General features: G+C 60.4%; 16 protein-coding genes and 3 pseudogenes. 11 read left to right on the top strand and 8 right to left on the bottom strand.

Going from position 1 to position 21,066, the window contains the following annotated elements; genetic code table 11:
* Positions 1-359: 359 nt before the first annotated feature.
* From RHM58_RS27485 to RHM58_RS27495, 3 genes are all read right to left on the bottom strand, one after another.
* Positions 360-1,340 carry a LysR family transcriptional regulator gene (locus tag RHM58_RS27485; protein ID WP_322268763.1) on the bottom strand — a complete coding sequence of 327 codons (981 nt, stop codon included), beginning with the start codon at positions 1,338-1,340 and terminating at the stop codon, positions 360-362.
* A 164-nt stretch (positions 1,341-1,504) separates the two neighbouring features.
* A complete protein-coding gene (locus RHM58_RS27490) occupies positions 1,505-1,984 on the bottom strand; it encodes a YbjN domain-containing protein (protein ID WP_201204136.1) in 480 nt (159 codons plus the stop codon).
* A 194-nt stretch (positions 1,985-2,178) separates the two neighbouring features.
* A complete protein-coding gene (locus tag RHM58_RS27495) occupies positions 2,179-2,619 on the bottom strand; it encodes a carboxymuconolactone decarboxylase family protein (RefSeq protein ID WP_201203067.1) in 441 nt (146 codons plus the stop codon).
* A gap of 205 nt (positions 2,620-2,824) precedes the next feature.
* On the opposite strand from RHM58_RS27495, the gene RHM58_RS27500 reads away from it, so the two are divergent.
* The 4 genes from RHM58_RS27500 to RHM58_RS27515 all read left to right on the top strand — a co-directional run bounded on the left by RHM58_RS27500 (position 2,825) and on the right by RHM58_RS27515 (position 6,239).
* The gene (locus RHM58_RS27500; protein WP_322268764.1) at positions 2,825-4,258 is read left to right on the top strand and encodes a PLP-dependent aminotransferase family protein; all 1,434 of its coding nucleotides are present in this window, start codon (positions 2,825-2,827) and stop codon (positions 4,256-4,258) included.
* 123 nt (positions 4,259-4,381) lie between these two features.
* A complete protein-coding gene (locus RHM58_RS27505) occupies positions 4,382-4,675 on the top strand; it encodes a putative quinol monooxygenase (protein WP_201203058.1) in 294 nt (97 codons plus the stop codon).
* A gap of 235 nt (positions 4,676-4,910) precedes the next feature.
* On the top strand, positions 4,911-5,309 hold the full coding sequence (locus RHM58_RS27510) for a cupin domain-containing protein (protein WP_201203057.1): 399 nt from the start codon (positions 4,911-4,913) through the stop codon (positions 5,307-5,309).
* 231 nt (positions 5,310-5,540) lie between these two features.
* On the top strand, positions 5,541-6,239 hold the full coding sequence (locus tag RHM58_RS27515; protein WP_201257563.1) for an ATPase: 699 nt from the start codon (positions 5,541-5,543) through the stop codon (positions 6,237-6,239).
* Between the two features lie 191 nt (positions 6,240-6,430).
* Here the strand turns inward: RHM58_RS27515 and RHM58_RS34180 are convergent, their stop codons facing one another.
* The 5 genes and pseudogenes from RHM58_RS34180 to RHM58_RS27525 form a co-directional block, all read right to left on the bottom strand.
* On the bottom strand, positions 6,431-7,858 hold the full coding sequence (locus RHM58_RS34180) for an NAD-glutamate dehydrogenase domain-containing protein (protein WP_416195279.1): 1,428 nt from the start codon (positions 7,856-7,858) through the stop codon (positions 6,431-6,433).
* A pseudogene (locus tag RHM58_RS34185) lies at positions 7,749-8,619 on the bottom strand (NAD-glutamate dehydrogenase domain-containing protein). Before RHM58_RS34185 ends, RHM58_RS34180 begins: the two are co-directional and overlap by 110 nt.
* Positions 8,620-8,683: 64 nt before the next feature.
* Positions 8,684-10,234: pseudogene (locus RHM58_RS34190) on the bottom strand (NAD-glutamate dehydrogenase domain-containing protein); the annotation flags it as partial.
* Positions 10,191-11,327 (bottom strand): hypothetical protein, encoded by a 1,137-nt coding sequence (locus RHM58_RS34195; protein ID WP_416195280.1) that lies wholly within the window; start codon positions 11,325-11,327, stop codon positions 10,191-10,193. The pseudogene RHM58_RS34190 and the gene RHM58_RS34195, both read right to left, overlap by 44 nt.
* A 459-nt stretch (positions 11,328-11,786) precedes the next feature.
* Positions 11,787-13,286 (bottom strand): hypothetical protein, encoded by a 1,500-nt coding sequence (locus tag RHM58_RS27525; protein WP_322268765.1) that lies wholly within the window; start codon positions 13,284-13,286, stop codon positions 11,787-11,789.
* Between the two features lie 253 nt (positions 13,287-13,539).
* Here RHM58_RS27525 and RHM58_RS27530 point away from each other — a divergent pair, with 253 nt between their 5' ends.
* The 7 genes and pseudogenes from RHM58_RS27530 to RHM58_RS27560 all read left to right on the top strand — a co-directional run bounded on the left by RHM58_RS27530 (position 13,540) and on the right by RHM58_RS27560 (position 21,031).
* Positions 13,540-13,893: a hypothetical protein gene (locus RHM58_RS27530; protein WP_201257564.1), complete on the top strand. Its 354-nt coding sequence runs from the start codon at positions 13,540-13,542 to the stop codon at positions 13,891-13,893.
* 294 nt (positions 13,894-14,187) lie between these two features.
* A pseudogene (locus tag RHM58_RS27535) lies at positions 14,188-15,145 on the top strand (AAA family ATPase).
* A gap of 5 nt (positions 15,146-15,150) precedes the next feature.
* Positions 15,151-16,095, top strand: a complete 945-nt coding sequence (locus tag RHM58_RS27540; protein ID WP_201203053.1) for a DUF58 domain-containing protein — start codon at positions 15,151-15,153, stop codon at positions 16,093-16,095.
* A complete protein-coding gene (locus RHM58_RS27545; protein WP_201203052.1) occupies positions 16,092-16,586 on the top strand; it encodes a DUF4381 domain-containing protein in 495 nt (164 codons plus the stop codon). The genes RHM58_RS27540 and RHM58_RS27545 overlap by 4 nt, the downstream gene beginning before the upstream one ends.
* Positions 16,579-17,658 (top strand): vWA domain-containing protein, encoded by a 1,080-nt coding sequence (locus RHM58_RS27550; RefSeq protein WP_201257565.1) that lies wholly within the window; start codon positions 16,579-16,581, stop codon positions 17,656-17,658. The genes RHM58_RS27545 and RHM58_RS27550 overlap by 8 nt, the downstream gene beginning before the upstream one ends.
* A complete protein-coding gene (locus RHM58_RS27555; RefSeq protein ID WP_322268766.1) occupies positions 17,655-19,394 on the top strand; it encodes a tetratricopeptide repeat protein in 1,740 nt (579 codons plus the stop codon). Before RHM58_RS27550 ends, RHM58_RS27555 begins: the two co-directional genes overlap by 4 nt.
* Complete coding sequence (locus tag RHM58_RS27560; RefSeq protein ID WP_201203047.1) at positions 19,391-21,031, top strand: BatD family protein; 1,641 nt, start codon at positions 19,391-19,393, stop codon at positions 21,029-21,031. The genes RHM58_RS27555 and RHM58_RS27560 overlap by 4 nt, the downstream gene beginning before the upstream one ends.
* Positions 21,032-21,066 lie beyond the last annotated feature (35 nt).

A 21,066-nucleotide genomic window follows, 5' to 3' on the forward strand; every position in this document is an offset into this window, starting at 1 on the left:
GTCTTGTGCTATTTCAGTGCGGCTCAACTCGCTCCGGGCCATTGCGCATGCCGAGACGCGCGGTGTTGCTGCTCGACGCCTCACGTTACGTAAAGGTTGCCGTTGGCAAAATCAGGTCGCTGCGCAACACAGCGTTGCGTGGGGCGCAACAGGCCGGTTTTCCAAGCGAATATCGAAAGGATAAATCTAGTAAGCGAGGCCGGATTTGTCTTGTACACCCGTGCTCACTGAGGGGCGCCAAGCCCCGTGGCCCGCGAGACACCGCAGGGGTTGAGAAATTATCGACAGGTGCTGGAGCCGCCGGATTAACTGAATCCCCAATCCCCTTCGGCAGCTCCTGCAGGGGGTCTGCGTTCAACTCAGGATTGGAACCACTCCCGCCGCTCGGCGAAGGTGTTGCGGATCAGTTGCGCAAGCATCTGCACTTCAGCCTCTTCGCCGGAGTCAGTATTCACAGCCAGCCATACCTGATGCTGCATCGGTTCGCTGAACAACCCCGGCAACGCAACAAGGCTACGATCGTAGCGGCTCATGTAACCGGGCAGCAGGCCAATGCAGGCGCTGCACCGGATCATGTCGAGCATCAATTCATAGGACTGCAACGTCACCACCCCCGCCAGGCGTTGCTCCACCAAATTGTTCCAGGGCCGAAAACTCTCGATCTGACGTTCATGCTGCCATTGCACCAACATGAAATCCGCCAGGTCATCGACGCTATCCGGCCGGGACGTGACCCGGGAATATCGCTTGGCGATGTGCGGCAAGTAGTTCAGTTGAGCGAGGTGCTGCGGTTCACTGGTGGCGAATGTCGGGCCGGGCAGCGGCGAATCCCCGGCCGCCAGCCACAGCACCACGTCGGCGCTGATGGTTTGCAGGGCGAGTTCACTGTCCAGCGAGATGATCTCCAGGCGAATGCTGGCGTTGCGGCGCAGCAGCGCCACCAGGTCCCGGCCGAGGATGTCATGCAGCAACGACTCCGCCACGGCCAGGCGAATCGAACGCTGTTCGACCACCGGCAACTTGCGTTCATGCGCCAGAGCAGTCAATTGCTCGTGCAACTGCTGACCGTCGCGGCTGAGGGTCAGGGCGCTGCCCTGGAAGCTGAACAGTGAACGTTGCAAACGCTCCTCCAGTTGCGCCAGCTGCTTGCGCAGCAGCGTCGCCCGGACATTGAGACTACGCGCAGCCTGCATGAAACAGCCGCACCGGGCACTGACCATGAAGTACTGTGCGACCTCGTCCTCGATCCCGGCAGCGAGCGCCAGCCAGGGACCAGGCGTATGCGGCGGTGAACGGTAATCGGTAGTGCCCTGGCGTCCCGTGGACTCTATGAATGACATCGATGACTCCCTGTCGATCTTTGTTTGGTTTAAAGCATGTGCTCCCCCTGTAGGAGGGAGGCTTGCCCGCAAAAGCGATGGTTCAGCCAACATCATCGCGGAATGTGATGACATCTTCGCGAACAAGCCCGCACACATTGGTCGGAGTCCTTCACCCTGCCTGGTTACAGTGCCGGAACCTCGTCTGCCGCCGCCTCGACGGTATCCGCCTGCGCCTGTAATTGCGCGGCGTTCTGGCTGTATTCACGCAGGTAAACGATGAACTCCTGCAGCAAGCGATCCCACAATTCCAGATTGCCCTTCAGGTGTTCGGCACTCACCCCCGCAGCCACCACCACGTCCATTTCCATCACCAGGAATTCCCCTTGCACCGATAACCGGGCAAACCGTCGCGAGGCATTCCACAGTTCCGCCAGCCCGGCCGGCAATTCGCCTTGCACGCGCAACGCACAGCTGAAGGTGAAGTCGACGTAGCTGCCCTGCTCTGTTGCCGGGTTGCCGAAACGCACGGCGTAGCCGATGCCCTGGCTGGCACTGAGCAGTTGCACGATGCCGTTCTGTTCGGTCTGGTTGACCCGGTAACCGGCGGCTTGCAGCACGTCGGTCAGGGATTGCGGCGATACGTGGCTGATCAATTGGGTCATGTGGTTCATCCTTGGATTGAGTGAGCGAGCGCCGCCTGTGGCGCGTCGTGAAGCATAGACCGTTCTGCCACTTTGACACGGGACACCCATCCACTGTGGGAGCCTGCTCGCGAATGCGGTGGGTCATTCAGTATTGATGTGGCTGACAGTGCGCATTCGCGAGCAAGCTCGCTCCCACAGGGATATCGCAAGTTTCAGTCACTGGGGGTTTGGCGGAAGCTGACGGCCAGCCTATTCCAGCTATTGATGGTGGTCACGGCAATGGTCAAATCAACCAGTTCACCTTCACTGAACTGCTCTCGCGCCTGAGTGTAAACATCATCCGGCACATGGCTTTCAGAGAGCAGCGTCACCGCTTCAGTCCAGGCCAACGCCGCCCGTTCCCGAGGGTTGAAGAAGTTGCTGTCGCGCCAGACCACGACCGAATACAGACGCCGATCCGTCTCCCCCAAACGCCGGGCATCCACCGAGTGCATGTCGGTACAGAACGCACAGCCGTTGAGTTGCGAGGCGCGGATTTTGATCAGGTGCAGCAAGGCCGGTTCGATGCTCAGGTTGCCGGTCAACGCTTCCATGGCGATCATGGCTTTCATCGCTTTGGGCGACGCGCTGTAGTAGTCCAGACGCGGATTCATGGAAGGACCTCAGAGCGCAGATGGGTGTTTCCACGTTAGGCGCTGATAGATCGGCATTACAGATCCAATTCAACGAAAAACCCATGGACCACCCGCCAGCAGACCAATCCGGCGCTTTTCGCCTGCGCAACTTCTATGCGACGGCGCAATGGGGGTAATCTGGCGCGACCCACAGTCGCGTCACCGCCCCAGGAGCCCCGCCGGTATGGAACTTCATGTTGTGATCAACGGCCGCAAAGACCTGGCAGGCCAGTTGTACCAACAACTGCGCAGTGCCATCGAAACCGGCCGCCTGGCAGCGGGCACGCAACTACCGCCCAGTCGTTTGCTGGCGGAACAGCTGGGGATTTCACGCAAGACCATTTCCGACACGTACTCGCAACTGACCTACGAAAACTTCCTCACCGGGGTGACCGGCAAAGGCACGTACGTCAATGCGCGGCCGGCGAAAATCCAGCGCAAGCAGAGCCATTCGGAACTGGCCAGTGCCGAAGTCATCGAGTCCTGGCGAAACTTGCCGGTGTTCCTGCGCCACCCGACACTGGAAGGTTCGCTGCGCTACGACTTTATCGGTGGCGCCACCAGCAAGGGCCAATTCCCTCAGGACGATTGGCGGCGCTGCACCTCTCACGCCTTGCGGCAGATGGCCGGGGCCAAGGGCTTTTACAGCCTGCCCGAAGGATTGCCGGCGCTGCGCAATGCGATTGCCCGGCACATCGCGTTTTCCCGCGGGGTCAATTGCCAAGACGAAGACGTGGTGGTGTGCAACGGTGCGCAGCAGGCCCTGGACCTGATTGCCCGAGTGCTGATTCAACCCGGTAGCCTGGTGGCGATGGAAGACCCCGGTTATCCACCCGCGCGTCTGCTGTTCGGCAGCCACGGCGCCACAGTGGTCGGGGTGCCGGTGGACGCCGAAGGGATTCAAGTCGAGTTGATCCCGGATGGCACGCGACTGATTTACGTCACACCGTCGCACCAGTTCCCGCTGGGCATGCCGATGAGCCAGACGCGTCGGATCGCCCTGCTGGCAAGGGCGCATGAGCTGGGCGCGATCATCATCGAGGACGATTACGACAGCGAATTCCGCTATGAAGGCCGACCGACCGATTCGCTGCAAAGCATGGACGAGCGCGGCATGGTTGCTTACGTTGGCACGTTCTCGAAAACCCTGCTGCCGGAGTTGCGGCTCGGTTATACGATCCTGCCGCCGGCGATCCTTGAAGCGGTGATCCGCGCCAAGCAGCTTACCGACCTGCACACCTCGACCCTGCCGCAATGGGCACTGGCCAAGTTCATTGCCGAAGGCTGCCTGCTCAAGCACATCCGTCGATGCCACACGATCTACGCCGGGCGCCGCGAGCGGATCCTGACGCGAATGACCGGTGATCTTTCACCGTGGTTTGAGGCCGTGCCGACCGTCGCCGGGTTTCACATGGTAGTGCTGTGCAAAGTGCCGATCGACACTGCACTGGTCATCGCACTGGCCAGAAAAGTCGAAGTCGGGCTCTATTCCATTGAAGGCTTTTTCTATCAGCAAGCGCCGCGCGCCGGGCTGCTCATGGGTTTCGGCGCCATCGAAACCCTGGACATCGACACCGCGCTAGACCGTTTAAGGGACATTTTGCAGCAGGTCGCCTGACACATTGGTGTGGGAGTTTATCCGGCGATTGGCTATTGGCGGCCCCCCAGTGCAGGCCTATTCTGCAAATGCGTTATCCCTCAATGAGCAGGATTCGTCCGGCCTGATTCAGGAGTGTGAGTAATGTCCAACGAAGTGATCAACACCGTACAGGTGCAGGCCGCCGCCGGCCGCTCGGAAGAACTGGGCAAGCAACTGCAAAAGATTGTCGAAACCCTGCGCGAACTTCCGGGCTGTGATTCCTATATGGTCGACCGCTGCCCCGAGGACAGCAACCGCTGGAACGTCAGCGCCCGCTGGCAATCGGAAGCGGCCATGCAATCGCATTTCAACTGCCCTGAAGTGCAGGGGTTTATTGGGTTGATCGACAGCCGATTGGCCAATTCCGTCGACTTCAACAGCTTTCCGATCGTGTAAAACCTTCCGATGCCTTCGCGAGCAAGCCCGCTCCCACAGATGATCGAGTTCCTACAGTGGAATGCGATCAAATGTGGGAGCGAGCTTGCTCGCGATGGCGTCTGTATTGTCGACCCAACTTTGTGCTCAGACCACTTCAATTGGTCCCCTCACCTTCCCGAAAATTGGCCGTTTTCTTGCCTCGACCCTCGGCTTACTGTGGTCCCTGACGACTAACCACCCCAGGTGATCAACCATGAAAGTTCTGAGTTTACTCGCCGCCCTGGCCCTGACCGTTTCCGCTTCGGCCTTCGCCCACGACCCTTCGGAAAAGGTCACCGTGCTGCAGGATGAACTGCTGCAAAACGTGCCTGGCAAAAAAGCCATGATGATTGAGGTGGACTACAAACCCGGCCAATCGTCCATCGCCCATAAACATGACGGCACGGCCATGGCGTATGTGCTCTCGGGGCAAATCACCTCTCAGGTCAAAGGCCAGAAGGCGATCACCTACAAGACTGGCGAGTACTGGTATGAACCGGCGGGCTCCGAGCATTTGATCTCGAAAAACGCCAGTGCAACCCAACCGGCCAAACTGTTGGTGTTCATGGTGTTATCGCCGGACGAGAAAGTGTTGATCCCTTTGAATAACTGATGGCTGTTACATCAGCCATAAATAAACTGGCCCGAATGTACAATTCGGACCTTTTTATGACTGCTCGCAATTAGCTTGAATCGTTTACATCAAACAAAACTATGACTCACTCAACAAGTGTACGCACAGACAGGTTCCATTCAGTGAATACAGGTTTAGTCTAAGTTCATCGCCGGTCGATACCGGCAATACTTAAACGTTCGCTTCACGCTGTTTCACTGGAGATACAACATGAAACTTGTGCTTGTTAGTACGTTAGCTGTCGCAGCGCTGTTAACCGGATGCTCCATTCCCACTGCACCCAAAGCGGTCTCCTCGCTCGATATGCCGGTCACTCGCTCCAGTGCCGCAAGCGTCGCCAGCGGCAGAACGGTGTCGCTGGGCATCCTCTACAGCCCGAGCACCCAGGCCAACCGCGATTACCTGCGCAACTACCAGGCCAACGCCGGCACCGGTTTCGGCCAGAGCCTGCTGGATCAGCCGATCCACGACGCCTACGTCAAGACATCCAACCCGGACTTTGCCGTGGATGGCGTCAAGGCCTCGTTGCAGCGCCAGTTCGGTTCGGTGACGGTCTATCCGGACATGCAAAGCCTGCGGGCTGCCAGACCCGACGTGGTTGCCATTGTCGATACCCACAGCCAATTGATGACTTCACGCAGTTCGGATATCAAGGTGGATGTCAGCGCGAGCTTCTATGATTCGAAGTTCAATTACATCGGGACTGCCCAGGGCCATGACGCTAAATCATTGAGTCCTGTATGGGCCGACTTTAATCGCAGCGAAGAGATTGTGGCGGATATTAACCAGCAACAGGATGTGCAAGTTCGGGCGCTGCAGAAGTTTGACCAGTCGCTCAGTAATTTACTGACCAGACCGACAACTAATGTGTCGATGATCAGCAATAGCACGGATCAGAAGTTGTATTGAGGCGGATGGCCTCATCGCGAGCAAGCTCGCTCCCACAGTTGACTTTGGTGTACATAAATTGTGCATAAGACAGAGATCCCCTGTGGGAGCGAGCTTGCTCGCGATAGGGCCCGACCAGCCACCCCAAAACCCTCTGGCAAAAAAAGCCCCCGCATCTCTCGATACAGGGGCTTTTTCATTCAGCGCCTAAATCAGGCCGCCGGTTCCAGCTCAAGGGCAGCAGCGACAGGCACTACCGCCTGACCGCTCAACGCCAGGTCCAGCAGTTCGCGGTTGGCGACTGCATACATGGCGTAGTCAGTGCCGCTCGCGGCACGGATTTCCACCAGCATGGCGCGCCAGCGCTCGATCATGCCTTCGTGCTCTTCCATCCACAGCGCCAGGCGTGTTTCCACGTCCTGGGTGCCGTCGCCCTGTTGCAGGACGGAGATGGTGATCGCACGTTGCTGCCAGTCCACATCATCGCGGAACGCTTCACGGGCCAAGGCCTGCCAGTTGTTTTCAACCGGCAGGGCGCTGATCTGTTGCAGGTACCAGGTGATATCCAGAGCGCTGCCGACAGCGAAGTAAGCCTTCGCGACGTCTGCTGCGTTCTGGCCAGTCACGTCGGCTGCTTCGATGATCGGCAGCAAGGTGTACAGGTGAGTGGTGCCTGCAACCATGCGCGCCAGCAATTCAGGTACGCCAGCCGCAACGTAAGCCTGATAACGGGTCTGCCAGCCTTCGCGGGTCGGGCCTTCCAGCAGTTCGTCGAGCTTGAGGCCCAGCGCTGCCAGATGTGGACCGAAGTGCGCGACGTCACGGGCAGCATTCTGCTCGTTGCGACGGCTACGCAGGAACCAGCGCGTAGCGCGACGGCCCAGACGCATCAGCTCGTCCATCAGCTCCAGTTGGACGTCAGCGGAAACCTGGTAGTCCAGGGCTTCGATCTGACGGAACCAGTGCGGGAGGTGGAAGATGTCACGCACGATCACATAAGCGCCGGCCACGTTCGCCGGGCTCATGCCGGTCGACTCTTTGAGTCGTTGAACGAAGGTGATGCCCATGTGGTTCACCAGATCGTTGGCGATCTGGGTGCTGACGATCTCGCGCTTCAGACGGTGACGACGCATTGCTTCGGAGAACTTGCTCACCAGCATCGGCGGGAAAGCGGTTTCCATGTCGCGGGTCAGGTAATCGTCGTCCGGCACTTGCGAGTTGAGCAGCGCTTCTTTGAGGTCGATCTTGCTGTAGGAGATCAGCACCGACAGCTCGGCACGGGTCAGGCCATGGCCTGCCGCAACGCGCTCGTTGATAGCCTCTTCCGCCGGCAGGAACTCGATGGCGCGATCCAGCTTGCCACGGCTTTCCAGATCGTTCATCAGGCGCTTGTATTCGGCAATCCGCGGCAAGGCGCGACGGGCGGCCAGGGACAGTGCCTGAGTCTGCTTGTAGTTGTTGCCCAGGACCAGGCCGCCGACTTCGTCAGTCATGCTGCCAAGCAACTGGTTACGTTGCTTCTCGGTCATGTCACCGGCCTGAACCACTTCGTTCAGCAGGATCTTGATGTTTACTTCGTGGTCGGAGCAGTCCACGCCGGCGGAGTTGTCGATCGCAGTCGGTGTTGGAACCGCCGCCATTGAGGCCGAATTCGACACGACCCAATTGGGTCATACCGAGGTTACCGCCCTCGCCCACAACTTTGCAGCGCAGTTCGTTGCCGTTCACGCGCAGCGCATCGTTGGCCTTGTCGCCGACATCGGCGTGGCTTTCGGTGCTGGCTTTGACGTACGTGCCGATACCGCCGTTCCACAACAGGTCTACCGGTGCCTTGAGCAAGGCGTTCAGCAGTTCGGTCGGGGTCAGCTTGTCAGCCTGAATGTCGAAGCGCTCTTTCATCTGCGGGGAAATCGCGATGCTTTTCGCGCTGCGGGAGAAGATCCCACCGCCTTCGGACATGATGCTGGTGTCGTAATCCGACCACGCCGAACGCGGCAGATCGAACAAGCGCTGACGCTCGACGAAGCTGTTAGCCGGTTGCGGATTCGGATCGATGAAGATGTGCAGGTGGTTGAAGGCCGCGACCAGTTGCAGGGTCTCGGACATCAACAAGCCGTTACCGAATACGTCACCGGCCATGTCGCCGACGCCGACAACGGTAATGCTGTCTTTCTGAACATTGATGCCGCGCTCGCGGAAGTGACGCTGTACGCCAACCCAGGCGCCGCGTGGCCGTGATGCCCATGGCCTTGTGGTCGTAGCCGATCGAGCCGCCGGAGGCGAAGGCGTCGCCGAGCCAGAAGCCGTAGTCGGCGGAGAGGCCGTTGGCGATGTCGGAGAACGTGGCGGTGCCCTTGTCCGCGGCGACCACGAGGTAGGAGTCGTTGTCGTCGTGACGCACGACGTTCGACCGGCGGCACCAGTGCGCCGTCCTTCAGGTTGTCGGTGATGTCCAACAGGCCCGAGATGAAGATGCGGTAGCAGGCGATGCCCTCGGCCGCGATCTCGTCCCGACCGCCGCCCAATGGCAGGCGACGCGGCAGGAAGCCGCCCTTCGCGCCCACAGGCACGATGACCGAGTTCTTCACTTGCTGGGCTTTTACCAGGCCCAACACTTCGGTGCGGTAGTCTTCTTCACGGTCGGACCAGCGCAGGCCGCCACGAGCCACGTTACCGAAGCGCAGGTGCACACCTTCAACGCGAGGCGAGTAAACGAAGATTTCGAACTTCGGTACTGGCTTCGGCAGCTCAGGAATCTGGTGCGGGTTGAACTTGAAGCTGAAGTAAGACTTGTTATGGCCGTGCGCATCGGTCTGGTAGAAGTTGGTGCGCAGGGTGGCCTTGATCAGGTCCAGGTAGCGACGCAGGATGCGGTCTTCGTTGAGCACCTGGACGTCGTCCAGGGCGGTGACGATGGCTTGTTCCAGACGTTGCTGCTTGTCTTCCAGATCGTCGCTGGCCAGTTTGCGCGCCAGGTAGAAACGGGTCTTGAACAACCGGGTCAACTCACGAGCGATGTCGGTGTGGTTGTTCAGGGTGCTGGCGATGTAGCCCAGGTCGAAGCCCAGACGAATCTGCTTCATGTAACGGGCGTAGGCACGCAGCAGCGCAACGTCGCGCCATGGCAGGCCGGCGGTCAGTACCAGACGGTTGAACGCATCGTTTTCGGCATCGCCACGCACGATGTGGACGAACGCGTCCTGCAAGGTGTCGTTGAGCTGCTGGATGTCGAGTTCCAGGCCTTCGGCAGCGGTGAACGCGAAATCGTGAATCCAGAACTCGCGGCCATTGTTGTGACGCAGGCGATACGGGAACTCACCCAGCACGCGCAGGCCGAGGTTTTCCAGGATCGGCAAGACGTCGGACAACGCCAGCGGCGTGTCGGCGTGGTACAGCTTGCAATGCAGTTCGCGCTGACCGGAGACCTGACCCAGCGGCTGATAGAAGCTCATCACCAGCGGGTTCTTTTCGTTCAGGCTCAGCAGGTGTTGCATGTCGACCACGGCCGAGTGCGCAGCGAAGCGCTCGCGGTAACCGGCCGGGAAGCCTTTCGGGAAGTCCGCCAGCACGTTGGTGCCGTGGGCTTCGCCGAAGCTTTCCACGACCAGGCTGGCGTAGTCGTCCTGCCAGCTGCGGCAGGCTTGAACCACTTCTTTTTCCAGCAGAACCGGGTCGATGTCCAGACGGTTCTTCGGGTCAACCCGCAGAATCAGTTGTACACGGGCCAGCACGGACTCGGAGAAGAAGGTCCAGAACTCGCAATCCGAGGCTTTCAGGCGATCCATCAGCACTTGCTGGATCTTCTGGCGCACTTCGGTGGAGTAGATGTCGCGCGGCACGTAGGCCAGGCAGTAGCAGAAACGACCGTACGGGTCTTTGCGCAGGAACACGCGGATCTTGTTGCGTTCCTGGATCTGCACAATCGACATCACGGTGCTGAACAGCTCGTCGACCGGCGTCTGGAACAGATCGTCACGCGGCAGTACTTCGACGACCTGCGCCAGTTCCTTGCCCAAGTGAGCCTTGGCCTGGAAGCCGGAACGGCGTTCGATTTCTCGACCTTGCGGCGGATGTCGGAATGACCCGCACGCTCTCGCCATACACCGAGGAGGTGTAAAGGCCCATGAAGCGGCATTCCTTGATGACCTTGCCGTCGGCGTCGATCTCGCGGATCGACACGTAGTCCGGGTAAGCCGGACGGTGTACGCGGCTTGGGTGCGCAGCCTTGGCGAACGACAGCAGGGTCGGTTCGCGCAGGTAGTTCACGGCGTAGTCTTCGATGCGCAGGTCATCGTAGGTCAGGCCGGTACGCAGCAGTTTGGTCAGGCCGAGGAAGGAGTTCTGGTCGTACTCGATGTGGCCGCCGTCGGCCTGGTCGCTGACCACGAATTCTTCATAGCCCAGGAACGTGAAGTGGTTGCCCACCAGCCATTCCAGGAAGCTTTTGATTTCGGCTTTTTCTTCGCCATCGACTTTGAACTGGCTGTTGTCCAGGCCGGTCAGGATTTCCTGAACCTTGGCTTTCATTGGTTCGAAATCGGCGACCGCAACGCGGACTTCACCGAGAACCTGTTCCAGCTCTTTGCTCAGTACATTGAGCTCGGCCGCGTTGGCGCAACGGTCGATTTCCAGGTACATCAGCGATTCTTGCAGAATGCCTTCGCCATGGGTGCCCTTCGGCAGGATTTCCAGCAGCTCACCCTTGCTGCCGCGACGCACGCTCAGCACAGTGGTTTGCAAGGTATGGATGCTGTAGCCGCGACGGTTCAGCTCGGTACGCACCGAGTCCACGAGGAATGGCAAATCGTGGTGCAGCACTTCGACCGCAGTGTGGGTCGACTGCCAGCCGTGGCGTTCGTAATCAGGGTTGTAGACGCGCACTTGTGGTTGCGCGTGATCGAAGCGCTCAAGCAGGCGCCACGCAGAAAGGGTGCAGCCGGCGAGGTCGGACAACCGACGTTGAGTCAGCTCGTCGAGGGAAATGATGCCGAAAAATTGTTCAGCAAACAGCGCCACTTGTGGCAGTGCCTGTTCACTGATGTGCTGCGCCAGTGCCGCTTGCAGTTGGTGCTGGAAGTCGGCTTTGCTGGCTGCGGTGAAGAACGCCATCTGTGGTACTCCGCTTGGGCTTGTTATTGATGGAAGCGTCGCGTGCAAAACCCCTTTCGGGGCGATCCGTCACCCTGTTCCTGATTCTCGGGCAGAGGAAACAGGGAGACAGGTGGGTGAAGCTGGACGAGACACTCAGGTCACATTCACCTTCCAAGAATGGGTATCGGCAAAAGCGACTGTACGATGAATTGCACAATGCCTTTACGGGTATCCATTCGATGCGCAGCTTAACGAGTGCGACAACGTGCCTGCTTGCGGTGCTGCGACATATTCGGTCATCGGCACGCAGCTTGCGCCTTGTGCATCGGACAACACTAGCAGTCACGGGGCAAAATGGGTTGCCCGGCGCAGCAAATGCTCACTTGCAGCCCTGCTAAAGCCCGAAAACGACGACGCCCATGACCAAAGGACTGACCATGGACGTTTTCCGAGCTTTCTGAAGGAAGCGTGACCGGATCAGTCGATCAAGTCTTCAATGGCTTGAAATCTGCTCACGGTGGCACAGTCGTAACACAGCATTTTCACCGTCAGTTTGTCCATGCTGGCGTCTATGTTGCTTGAATCGCACTCACGGCAGAACAGCTGCAGGTGTCCTGTCAAATCCGTCCCGAACGTCGCCCCGGCGAAAAACTGCGGCACCAGCTCATCACGCCAGTAAATGCCCGGCGACTTGGAAAAACCGGCACCGCTGTCCTTGAGCACGACGTCATACAGTAAGCGATGCAAGGCCGATTGCGGGACTCGCGAATCACGACAAGCCGTTTTACGCCAGTTACGCGCCAGGGCATCCTGCGCCGTCCCCAACATATTGCCCGGAATGGTGTTGGACGCATGGGCGCGGCCCTTGGAATTACCGGTCTGGTAGAAATGCGCGGCATTTTTTACTGCCAGACGCGCGAAGTAGTAGATGTGGCTCACCGAGAAGTTCTGCAAAAGCTGCCCGACTACCGCCTCCGCTCGACTTTCAGCGGTGAAGGCGAAGCTCACCTCGTTGGCAAGCACGCGGATGTACTGGATAGATTCATCCCGGGCCAGGCTGAACATCAAAGCGTACAGTTCGCTTTTCCAGGTGGGCTGTACGCTGCCGGACAGTTCTTGATATAGCGCCAGATACAGTGCATCGCGGGCGCAATGTACGCCGCTATCCACTGCAACATTCGGCAACCATTGCACGGCGCAGAAATCGCTAATCCGATAGCCGGCCGTTCGGTCGAAGGCCTTGATGTCTGAATCAGGATCGACCAGCAACACACCCGACTCGAACAGGTTCTTCACCAAGTCTGCGCTGGTCTCGTCGTTGAGTGCCAAGTATTCGCTCCGGGTTCCAGCCTTGAGCGCGGAAATGCGGTCGGCACCGGCGCTGCTGCCGTCATCCAGCAAGGCGAGCAGTGCCAGCTTCTGGACGAATCCCAGTGCTGCATAGGATACGGGTGGCCGTTGTGTGCCATAACACTGCTCCAGTTCACAGCGGTCGCGTTGCGCCTGAGCCGCAATTTCCTGCTGGCGGACCTTGTAACACTCAGCGCACATACAAAGTGTGCGTCGTCCATAGTTGCCGGGCACATAGTAACGGTGCTCGCATCGTACGCATTTGAACGGATCGTGGATTGAGGCAGGGGTGCCTCTGGCGTGCCGACGAACCCACATGGGCAGGTCGCAATAGGGGCATGACAGGTCTTTGCTGACAATCGGCGGCAAGATTTTCAGCACGCTGCGGACTGTCGAGGGAAGACCGAACGCCGCCAACAGTTCAGCAATTTTCTCACCGCTCAGGTAGCGCTGATACAGTTGCTCGACCTGCTCTTCAGACAAGTGCTTGATCTCATCTGCCCGCTCCAAATAGTGACTCATTGAAAGAGGTCCTTTTTTTCGTGGTTGTCTTCGCACTCCATTGCGTTCTAAACCGCAAAGTAAGGTAATGAATTCAATCGGGACAAGTAAAAAAGCCGACGGCACACGTTATTTTCACCGCTGTAAAACGCCCTACATCCGCGACGGAAATTTCACAAAGTTCGACGGGAAATGTCCCGAAGAAAAAACTTGCTTCATTCATCGGGCGCGGCGTTAGGCGAGTAGGACATTCATCGATCTGATAATACAAAGCGGGGTTTTCCAAGCGTCAGCCGCAGGTGTTGCAGCAGAATTTCTCCGGGGGTGGCAGAATCGCCCTTTGTTCGTCTTCACAATGCTCGTCGGCCAGGAATTACCCATGCAAATGACCACCGCCCTCTTGATCGTCAACCCGTGCGATGACGAAGAAGACAACATGGCCATGCTCTGCTGCCACAGCGATCAGGGCGACATGTTCCTGATGACCCGCTACCCGGACGAGGACGCGCTGGACATCACCCTCGACGGCGAGCCATCGACTCTGGACGGGGTGAAAGTCACCCTCAGCCCTACCCGCCTGTTGATCGAAATCGCCGCTGGCGATGCCGATGCGCTGAATGGCGATGATTCTTTGGAAATCATTCACAACACCGATGCCAGTGACCTGGCGGAAGTGGAAGAAACCTTGCAGAACATTCTCAAGGGGACTGGCACCTATATAAGCGAGCTCTAAGCTTCAGTAACTCGGGTGCCTGAACCGGCCTCATCGCGAGCAAGCTCGCTCCCACAGTGGATCGGATGTGTCTGACAGAACACCATCAACTGTGGGAGCGAGCTTGCTCGCGATGAGGTCCGAAAGAACACCACCGCTCCTCCCACCTACAAATTTCAAACAATTCCCCCAGCCCTTTCCCGCAGTTTGCGCAAAATGCCGTTAGTCGCCACCCCCCGCGATGCATTAAAGTAACGCCCCCAGCCCTGGCGTTATTTGAACGTCTTCGGTCACCCTTTCCAGGAACAGTCATCGATGGAACATCGTGAAGCGCTGCTTGCGCTGCGAACCTTTCTTTCAACGCAGATTCTCGGCCAGGAAAAACTCATCGAGCGTTTGCTCATCGCCTTGCTCGCCGACGGCCACATGCTGGTCGAGGGCGCCCCGGGCTTGGCCAAGACCAAGGCCATCAAAGAACTCGCCGAAGGCATCGAAGCGCAGTTCCATCGCATCCAGTTCACCCCCGACCTGTTGCCGGCCGACATCACCGGCACCAGTCTATCGCCCGGAAACCGGCAGCTTCGTGTTCCAGCAAGGGCCGATCTTCCACAACCTGGTGCTGGCGGACGAAATCAACCGTGCCCCGGCCAAGGTTCAGTCAGCCCTGCTCGAAGCCATGGCCGAGCGTCAAGTCAGCGTCGGGCGCAGCACTTACGAGTTGTCGCCGCTGTTTCTGGTGATGGCCACGCAAAACCCGATTGAGCAGGAAGGCACCTACCCGCTGCCCGAAGCCCAACTCGACCGTTTCCTGATGCACGTAAAAATCGGTTTCCCGGACGCCGCCGTCGAACGCCGCATCCTGCAACAGGCCCGTGGCGAAGCCCTCAACGGCGAAACCAAGCCTGAGCGCCGGGTCAGCCAGCAGGCGATCTTCGCCGCGCGCAAGGAAATCCTCGGTTTGTACATGGCCGACGCCGTGGAGGAATACCTGGTGCAACTGGTCATGGCCACGCGCACGCCGGCCAAATTCGACCCGGAGATGGCCGAGTGGATCGCCTACGGCGCCAGCCCGCGTGGTTCGATTGCGCTGGACCGTTGCGCCCGCGCTCACGCCTGGCTGGCCGGTCGCGACTTTGTCAGCCCGGAAGACATTCAAGCGGTGCTGTTTGACGTGTTGCGTCACCGCATCATCCTGTCCTTTGAAGCCGAAGCTGCTGGCATTGACCAGGACCGAGTGGTCCAGCGGATTCTCGACGTCGTAGCCGTCGCTTGACCTCGATGAACGCCAGCCTGCCGCCCGAGCCGGGCATCCGTGTCAGCCTCGCCGAGCTGATCGAGATGCGTCATCGTGTGCGCGAAGTGCAGCTGTTTTCCACGCCGAGCCAGCGCAGCCCGCTGATCGGCCTGCACCACTCCAAGCTGCGTGGCCGTGGCGTCGACTTCGATCAGGTGCGGGTCTATCAGGCCGGCGACGACGTGCGCACCATCGACTGGCGCGTCACCGCCCGCACCCAGGAGCCGCACACCAAGCTGTTTCACGAGGAACGCGAACGACCGATTTTCATCATGGTCGAGCAAAGCCGTCGGCTGTTTTTCGGCTCGGGGCTGATGTTCAAGTCGGTGCTCGCGGCCCAAGCCGCGAGCCTGATCGGCTGGGCGGCCCTGGGGCATAACGACCGGGTCGGCGGGCTGGTGTTCGGCGACAACGAGCACTACGAAATCAAACCACGGCGCAGCAAGCAGAGCCTGCTGCAATTGCTCAACCGGCTGGTGCGGGTCAACCAGTCGCTGCACACCGAAAGCGAGCAGAACCGCGACTCGCTCAACATGGCCCTGCGCCGCGCCCGGGAAGTGTTACGTCCCGGCAGCCTGGTGATCGTGATCTGCGACGAACGCGCCTTGACCGAAGGTTCCGAGCAACAGCTGAGTCTGTTGTCACGCCATTGCGACTTGTTGCTGCTGCCGCTCTCCGATCCGCTGGACCACGCCCTGCCCGCCGCCGGGCTTTTACGCTTCGCGGAGCGTGGCGCGCAGTTGGAACTCGACACCCTGAATTTCGACCTGCGCCAAGCCTATCGCGCCCAGGCCGAAGCCCGCATCGCCCGCTGGGAATTGCTCGCGCAAAAGCTGCGGGTACTGTTGATGCCACTGAGCACCCAGAGTGAAATGGTTGAGCAACTGCGCGAGTACCTGAACCCACAGAAACCGGGGAAAGGTCGATGAGCAGCCTCGAACAACTGCAACCGCTGATGACCCCGCCACCCATCGACTTCTGGCCACCGGCGCCGGGCTGGTGGCTGTTGCTGCTGTTATTGCCGCTGATCGGTTTCGGCCTGTGGCAGTTGCGGCGCTTCATTCCGAACAAACGCCCCATCGTGCGCGCCGAACAGCCGCTGGACCCGGTACGCCTCGCCGCCCTGGTCGAACTGGCGCAAATGCCCAAACCTTACGACGGCGCGCCGGCCGGTGCCTGGCTGCAGCAACTCAACGGCCTGCTCAAACGCCTGTGCCGCAACCATTACCCCTACAGCCAGAGCCACACCCTCAACGGTCGCAAATGGCTGGCATTCCTCGACAACCGCTGCCCGGCTGCTGGCCTGACACGGTGGATGGTGCTGGTGGAAGGCGCCTACAAACCCGAATGCAAACTCGACGACAAGGCCATTGCAGGCCTGACCCACGCCGTCGACACCTGGATTCGCAAACATGTTTGAGTTCGCCTGGCCGTGGATCTTTGCCCTGCTGCCATTGCCGTGGCTGATGCGCGTGCTGCTGCCGGTGGCCGACAGCGGCGAACCGGCGCTCAAAGTCAGCTTCCTAGGCGACCTCGAAGGCCTGACCCGACGCCGTGCTCGCGCCCACCTACCGGCCTGGCGCCAGCAAGCGCCGTTCATCCTACTGTGGCTGTTGCTGCTGATCGCCGCCGCCCGACCGCAATGGCTCGGCGAACCGTTGCCGATTGCTGCCAGTGGCCGCGATTTGCTGGTGGCGGTGGACGTGTCCGGCTCGATGGATTTCCCCGACATGCAATGGCAGGACGAAGACGTCAGCCGCTTGTCGCTGGTCCAGCATTTGCTCGGCGACTTTCTGGAAAGCCGCGAAGGTGATCGGGTCGGGCTGATCCTGTTCGGCAGCAAGGCCTACCTGCAAGCGCCGCTGACCTTTGACCGGCGCACGGTGCGCATCTGGCTCGACGAAGCGCGGATCGGCATCGCCGGCAAGAACACCGCCATCGGTGATGCAATTGGCCTGGCGCTCAAGCGTTTGCGCATGCGTCCGGCGCAAAGTCGTGTGCTGATTCTGGTGACCGACGGCGCTAACAATGGCGGCGAAATCGATCCACTGACCGCCGCTCGACTGGCCGCCAGTGAAGGCGTGAAAATCTACCCGATCGGCATCGGTGCCGACCCGGAGCAAAGCGGTACGCTGGGTTTCCTCGGCGTCAACCCGAGCCTGGACCTCGACGAGCCGGCATTGAAGGCTATCGCTGAGGCCACCGGCGGCCAGTACTTCCGCGCCCGCGACGGCAAAGAGCTGGAGGCGATCAGGGCCACCCTCGACAAACTGGAGCCGGTAACCCAGCAACCGACCCAGGCCCGCCCGGCCCAGACGTTGTATCAGTGGCCGCTGGCGTTGGCGCTGTTATTGAGCATGTTGCTGGTGGTGCGCGAGCGCTGGCCGGACAATCCGCTGCAACGTTTCTTGAGCAAGGATCTGTTTTTGCAAACCCAACTGCCAGACTGGCGCCAACGGCTCAAACGCCTGCGCTTGCGGAGGCGTCGATGAGCGCGCTCTGGCCTTACTGGTTCCGGCCCTGGTGGCTACTGCTGTTGCCGTTGCTGGGCTGGTTGCTCTGGCAACTCTGGCATCGGCAGAAACGCGCCGGGCGCTGGCAGATGATCCTGCCGCCGGCCTTCCACGCGGCACTACTCAGTGGCGGCAAAGGTCACGACAGTAAATTGCCGTGGGTGGTGCTGGGCCTGGCCTGGGTGCTGACCATCGGTGCTCTGCTCGGGCCGAGTTGGGAACGAGTCGAACAAACCAGCCAGAAACCCGCCGACCCGCTGGTGGTGCTGCTGGAGCTAACCCCGGAAATGCTCGCCACCGACAGCCCACCGACGCGACTGGAACAGGCGCGGCGCAAGCTGTTCGACCTGTTGCAAAGTCGCAGCGATGCCCAGACCGCAATCGTCGTCTACGCCGGCAGCGCTCACACGCTGGTGCCGTTGTCGGATGACTTGTCCACCAGCCGTAATCTGCTGGACGCGCTCAAGCCTTCGTTGATGCCCGAGGCCGGTCATCGCGCCGATCTGGCGGTGGTCAAGGCCTTGGCGCTGCTGGATCAGGGCGCTCTGGGCCAGGGCCGGATCCTGCTGATCGGCTCGTCCCTGACCGAACAGGAACGCCAGGGTATTCGCCGCGCACTGGACGGCAAGTCCACGGAGTTTCTGATGCTCGGCGTCGGTACGCCCGAAGGCGCGCCGGTGGCTCAGGAGGACGGCAGTTTCCTCAAGGACGCCCAAGGCGCGATTCTGGTGCCGCACCTCGACAACCAAGGCCTGAAAGCCTTCGCCAGCGACCTGGGCGGTCGCTACCACTCGTCAAGGCTGGACGACGCTGATCTGGGCGCCCTCGGCCTGCTCGATGGCCCGCGCAACTTGCGTAACGATGGCCAGATCCTGCGCCTCGATACTTGGGCCGACCAGGGTTACTGGCTGTTGCTGCCACTGTTACTGCTGGCCTCCTTTGCCGGACGCCGGGGTTGGTTGTTCTGCCTGCCGCTGTTGTTCCTGATGCCGCAACCGAGTTACGCCTTCGACTTTGAAGACCTGTGGCTGCGCCCCGATCAACGGGGGCTGCATTTGCTCAATCAGGAGCACCCGGCCGAGGCCGCCCAGCATTTCGAAGACCCGCAATGGCAGGGTGTGGCGCTCTATGAAGCCGGCGACTACAGCGGCGCCGCCGAGCGCTTCGCCCAAGGCGACGACGCACGGGCGCACTACAATCGGGGTAACGCCCTGGCCAAGAGCGGTGAACTGGAAGCGGCGCTGGATGCTTATGACCAGGCCCTGGAGCGCCAGCCGGATTTGCGTCCGGCACTGACCAACAAGGCGTTGGTCGAAGCCTTGATCAAACAGAAAGCCACGCCACCGGCCGTTGAACCGGACAAAACCGAAGGCGACGAGGCCGGGACTGCCAGCGACGGCCCGCCGCCCGGCGCCGCCACCCAGCCTTCGAGCAGCGGCGAGCCGAAATCCGATACCCAGGCCACCGCGCCCGACACCGAACAACCGTCTAACGCGCCGCCGCAACCTGGCGCCAATGAAGTACCGGGCAGCGATCTGGGGGACGAACAAAGCACCACGCCTCCACGGCGCCCGGCCAACGACAGCATTGAAGGCGAACAAGCCCAGGCGCTGGAGCAATGGCTGCGCAAGATCCCGGATGACCCGGGCGAACTGCTCCGGCGCAAATTCTGGTACGAACAGCAACAACATCAGGATCAGGGAAAAATTCGATGACCCGCTTCACCGCTCTCTTGCTCGCGCTGCTCTTCTGGTCCTTTCAGGCCCAGGCTGCGGATCTGGTCGCCAGTGTGGATCGCAGTCGCCTGAACACCGGAGAAACAGTCGAACTGACCCTGGAATCCAACGACGTCACACAGTTCGGCAAACCGGACCTGACACCACTGGAGCCGCTGTTTGAAGTGCGCGGCACCCGCCAGGTCAACCAGTTGACCACGATCAACGGCGACAACCGTGCCACCACGCGCTGGATCATTACCCTACTGCCCAAGCAAAACGGCAGCGTGGAGATACCGTCGCTGCAACTGGGCGAAGTCCGCAGTCAGCCGATCAGCATCCAGGTGGTAGAGACCGAAACCCAGGACACCAAGAACACCTTGGCGCCGGTATTCATCGAAGCCAGCCTCGATCAGTCCAGCGTGTACGTGCAGGCCCAGGCGATTTTGACCTTGCGCATCTACCATTCGGTGTCGCTGTACGACGACAGCAGCCTGACCCCGTTGCAGATTCCCGATGCGCGCATCGAACAACTGGGCGAGTCGCGCACTTATGAAAAAGTCATCAACGGTCTGCGCCATGGCGTGATCGAAATGCGCTACGCGATCTTCCCCCAACACAGCGGTGTGCTGACCATCCCGACGCAGGTGTTCAGCGCTACCCTGGTCGACGCGCAACCGTCCCAGGATACCAGCGCTCAAGGGCCGAAAACCGGCAAGTTGCTGCGCGTCAGCTCGGCCGAGATCCCACTGACGGTCAAAGCCAAACCCGCGACCTACCCAGCCGATTCGCCATGGCTGCCGGCGCGCAGCTTGAGCCTCAGCGAAAGCTGGAGCCCGGAGCCGGATCACGCGCAGGTTGGCGATTCACTGACCCGCAGCCTGACCGTGAAGGCTGAAGGCCTGGCCAGTTCACAGTTGCCGCCGCTGCCCGCGACCGACGTCAACGGCTTGCGCCGCTACCCGGACCAACCGGTGCTGGGCAATCAGAACAGTGAGCGTGGCCTGATCGGCAGTCGTGAAGATCGTGAAGCTTTGGTGCCCGCCCACAGTGGCGCCATCGAGTTGCCATCGGTGGACGTGGTCTGGTGGAACACCTTCGAAGATCACCTGGAACACAGCAATCTGCCGGCCCGAACCCTGCAAGTGACGAATAATCCGAGCCTGGTAGTCGACACCCCGGCGGGTTCTCCACAAGTGAGTTACGGCGCCGACAGCGAAGCCCTGTGGTGGTGGAAACTCAGCACCGTGATCCTGGCCTGTACCACCCTGCTCGGCTTCGGCCTCTGGTGGCGCGCCCGCTGGCAACCGGCGATCCTGCGCGCCGCGCAAACCGGCCCGAGCCCGCGCACCGTGCTCGACGACCTCAAGCGTGCCTGCCAGGCCAACGACCCCCACGCCACCCGCCAGGCCCTCGACGCCTGGGCCCGGCAACAACCGGAAACCCTGGCCGACATGGCGGCGCGTTTTGTGCCGCTGTCGGATGCGCTCGATGGCTTGAACGGCGCGCTGTACAGTGAAACCGGCCAGCATTGGCAAGGCGAAGACCTGTGGCGCGCGACCCGGGCGATCCCGATGGCTGAGCGGGTTCACGACCCGGTGGGTGACAGCGGGTTGCCGCCGCTTTATCCCAAATAGCTGTGAGAAAAGTCGCCTTCGCACCGGTAATACCG

Source organism: Pseudomonas sp. 10S4, assembly GCF_034344865.1.
Taxonomy (GTDB): Bacteria; Pseudomonadota; Gammaproteobacteria; order Pseudomonadales; family Pseudomonadaceae; genus Aquipseudomonas.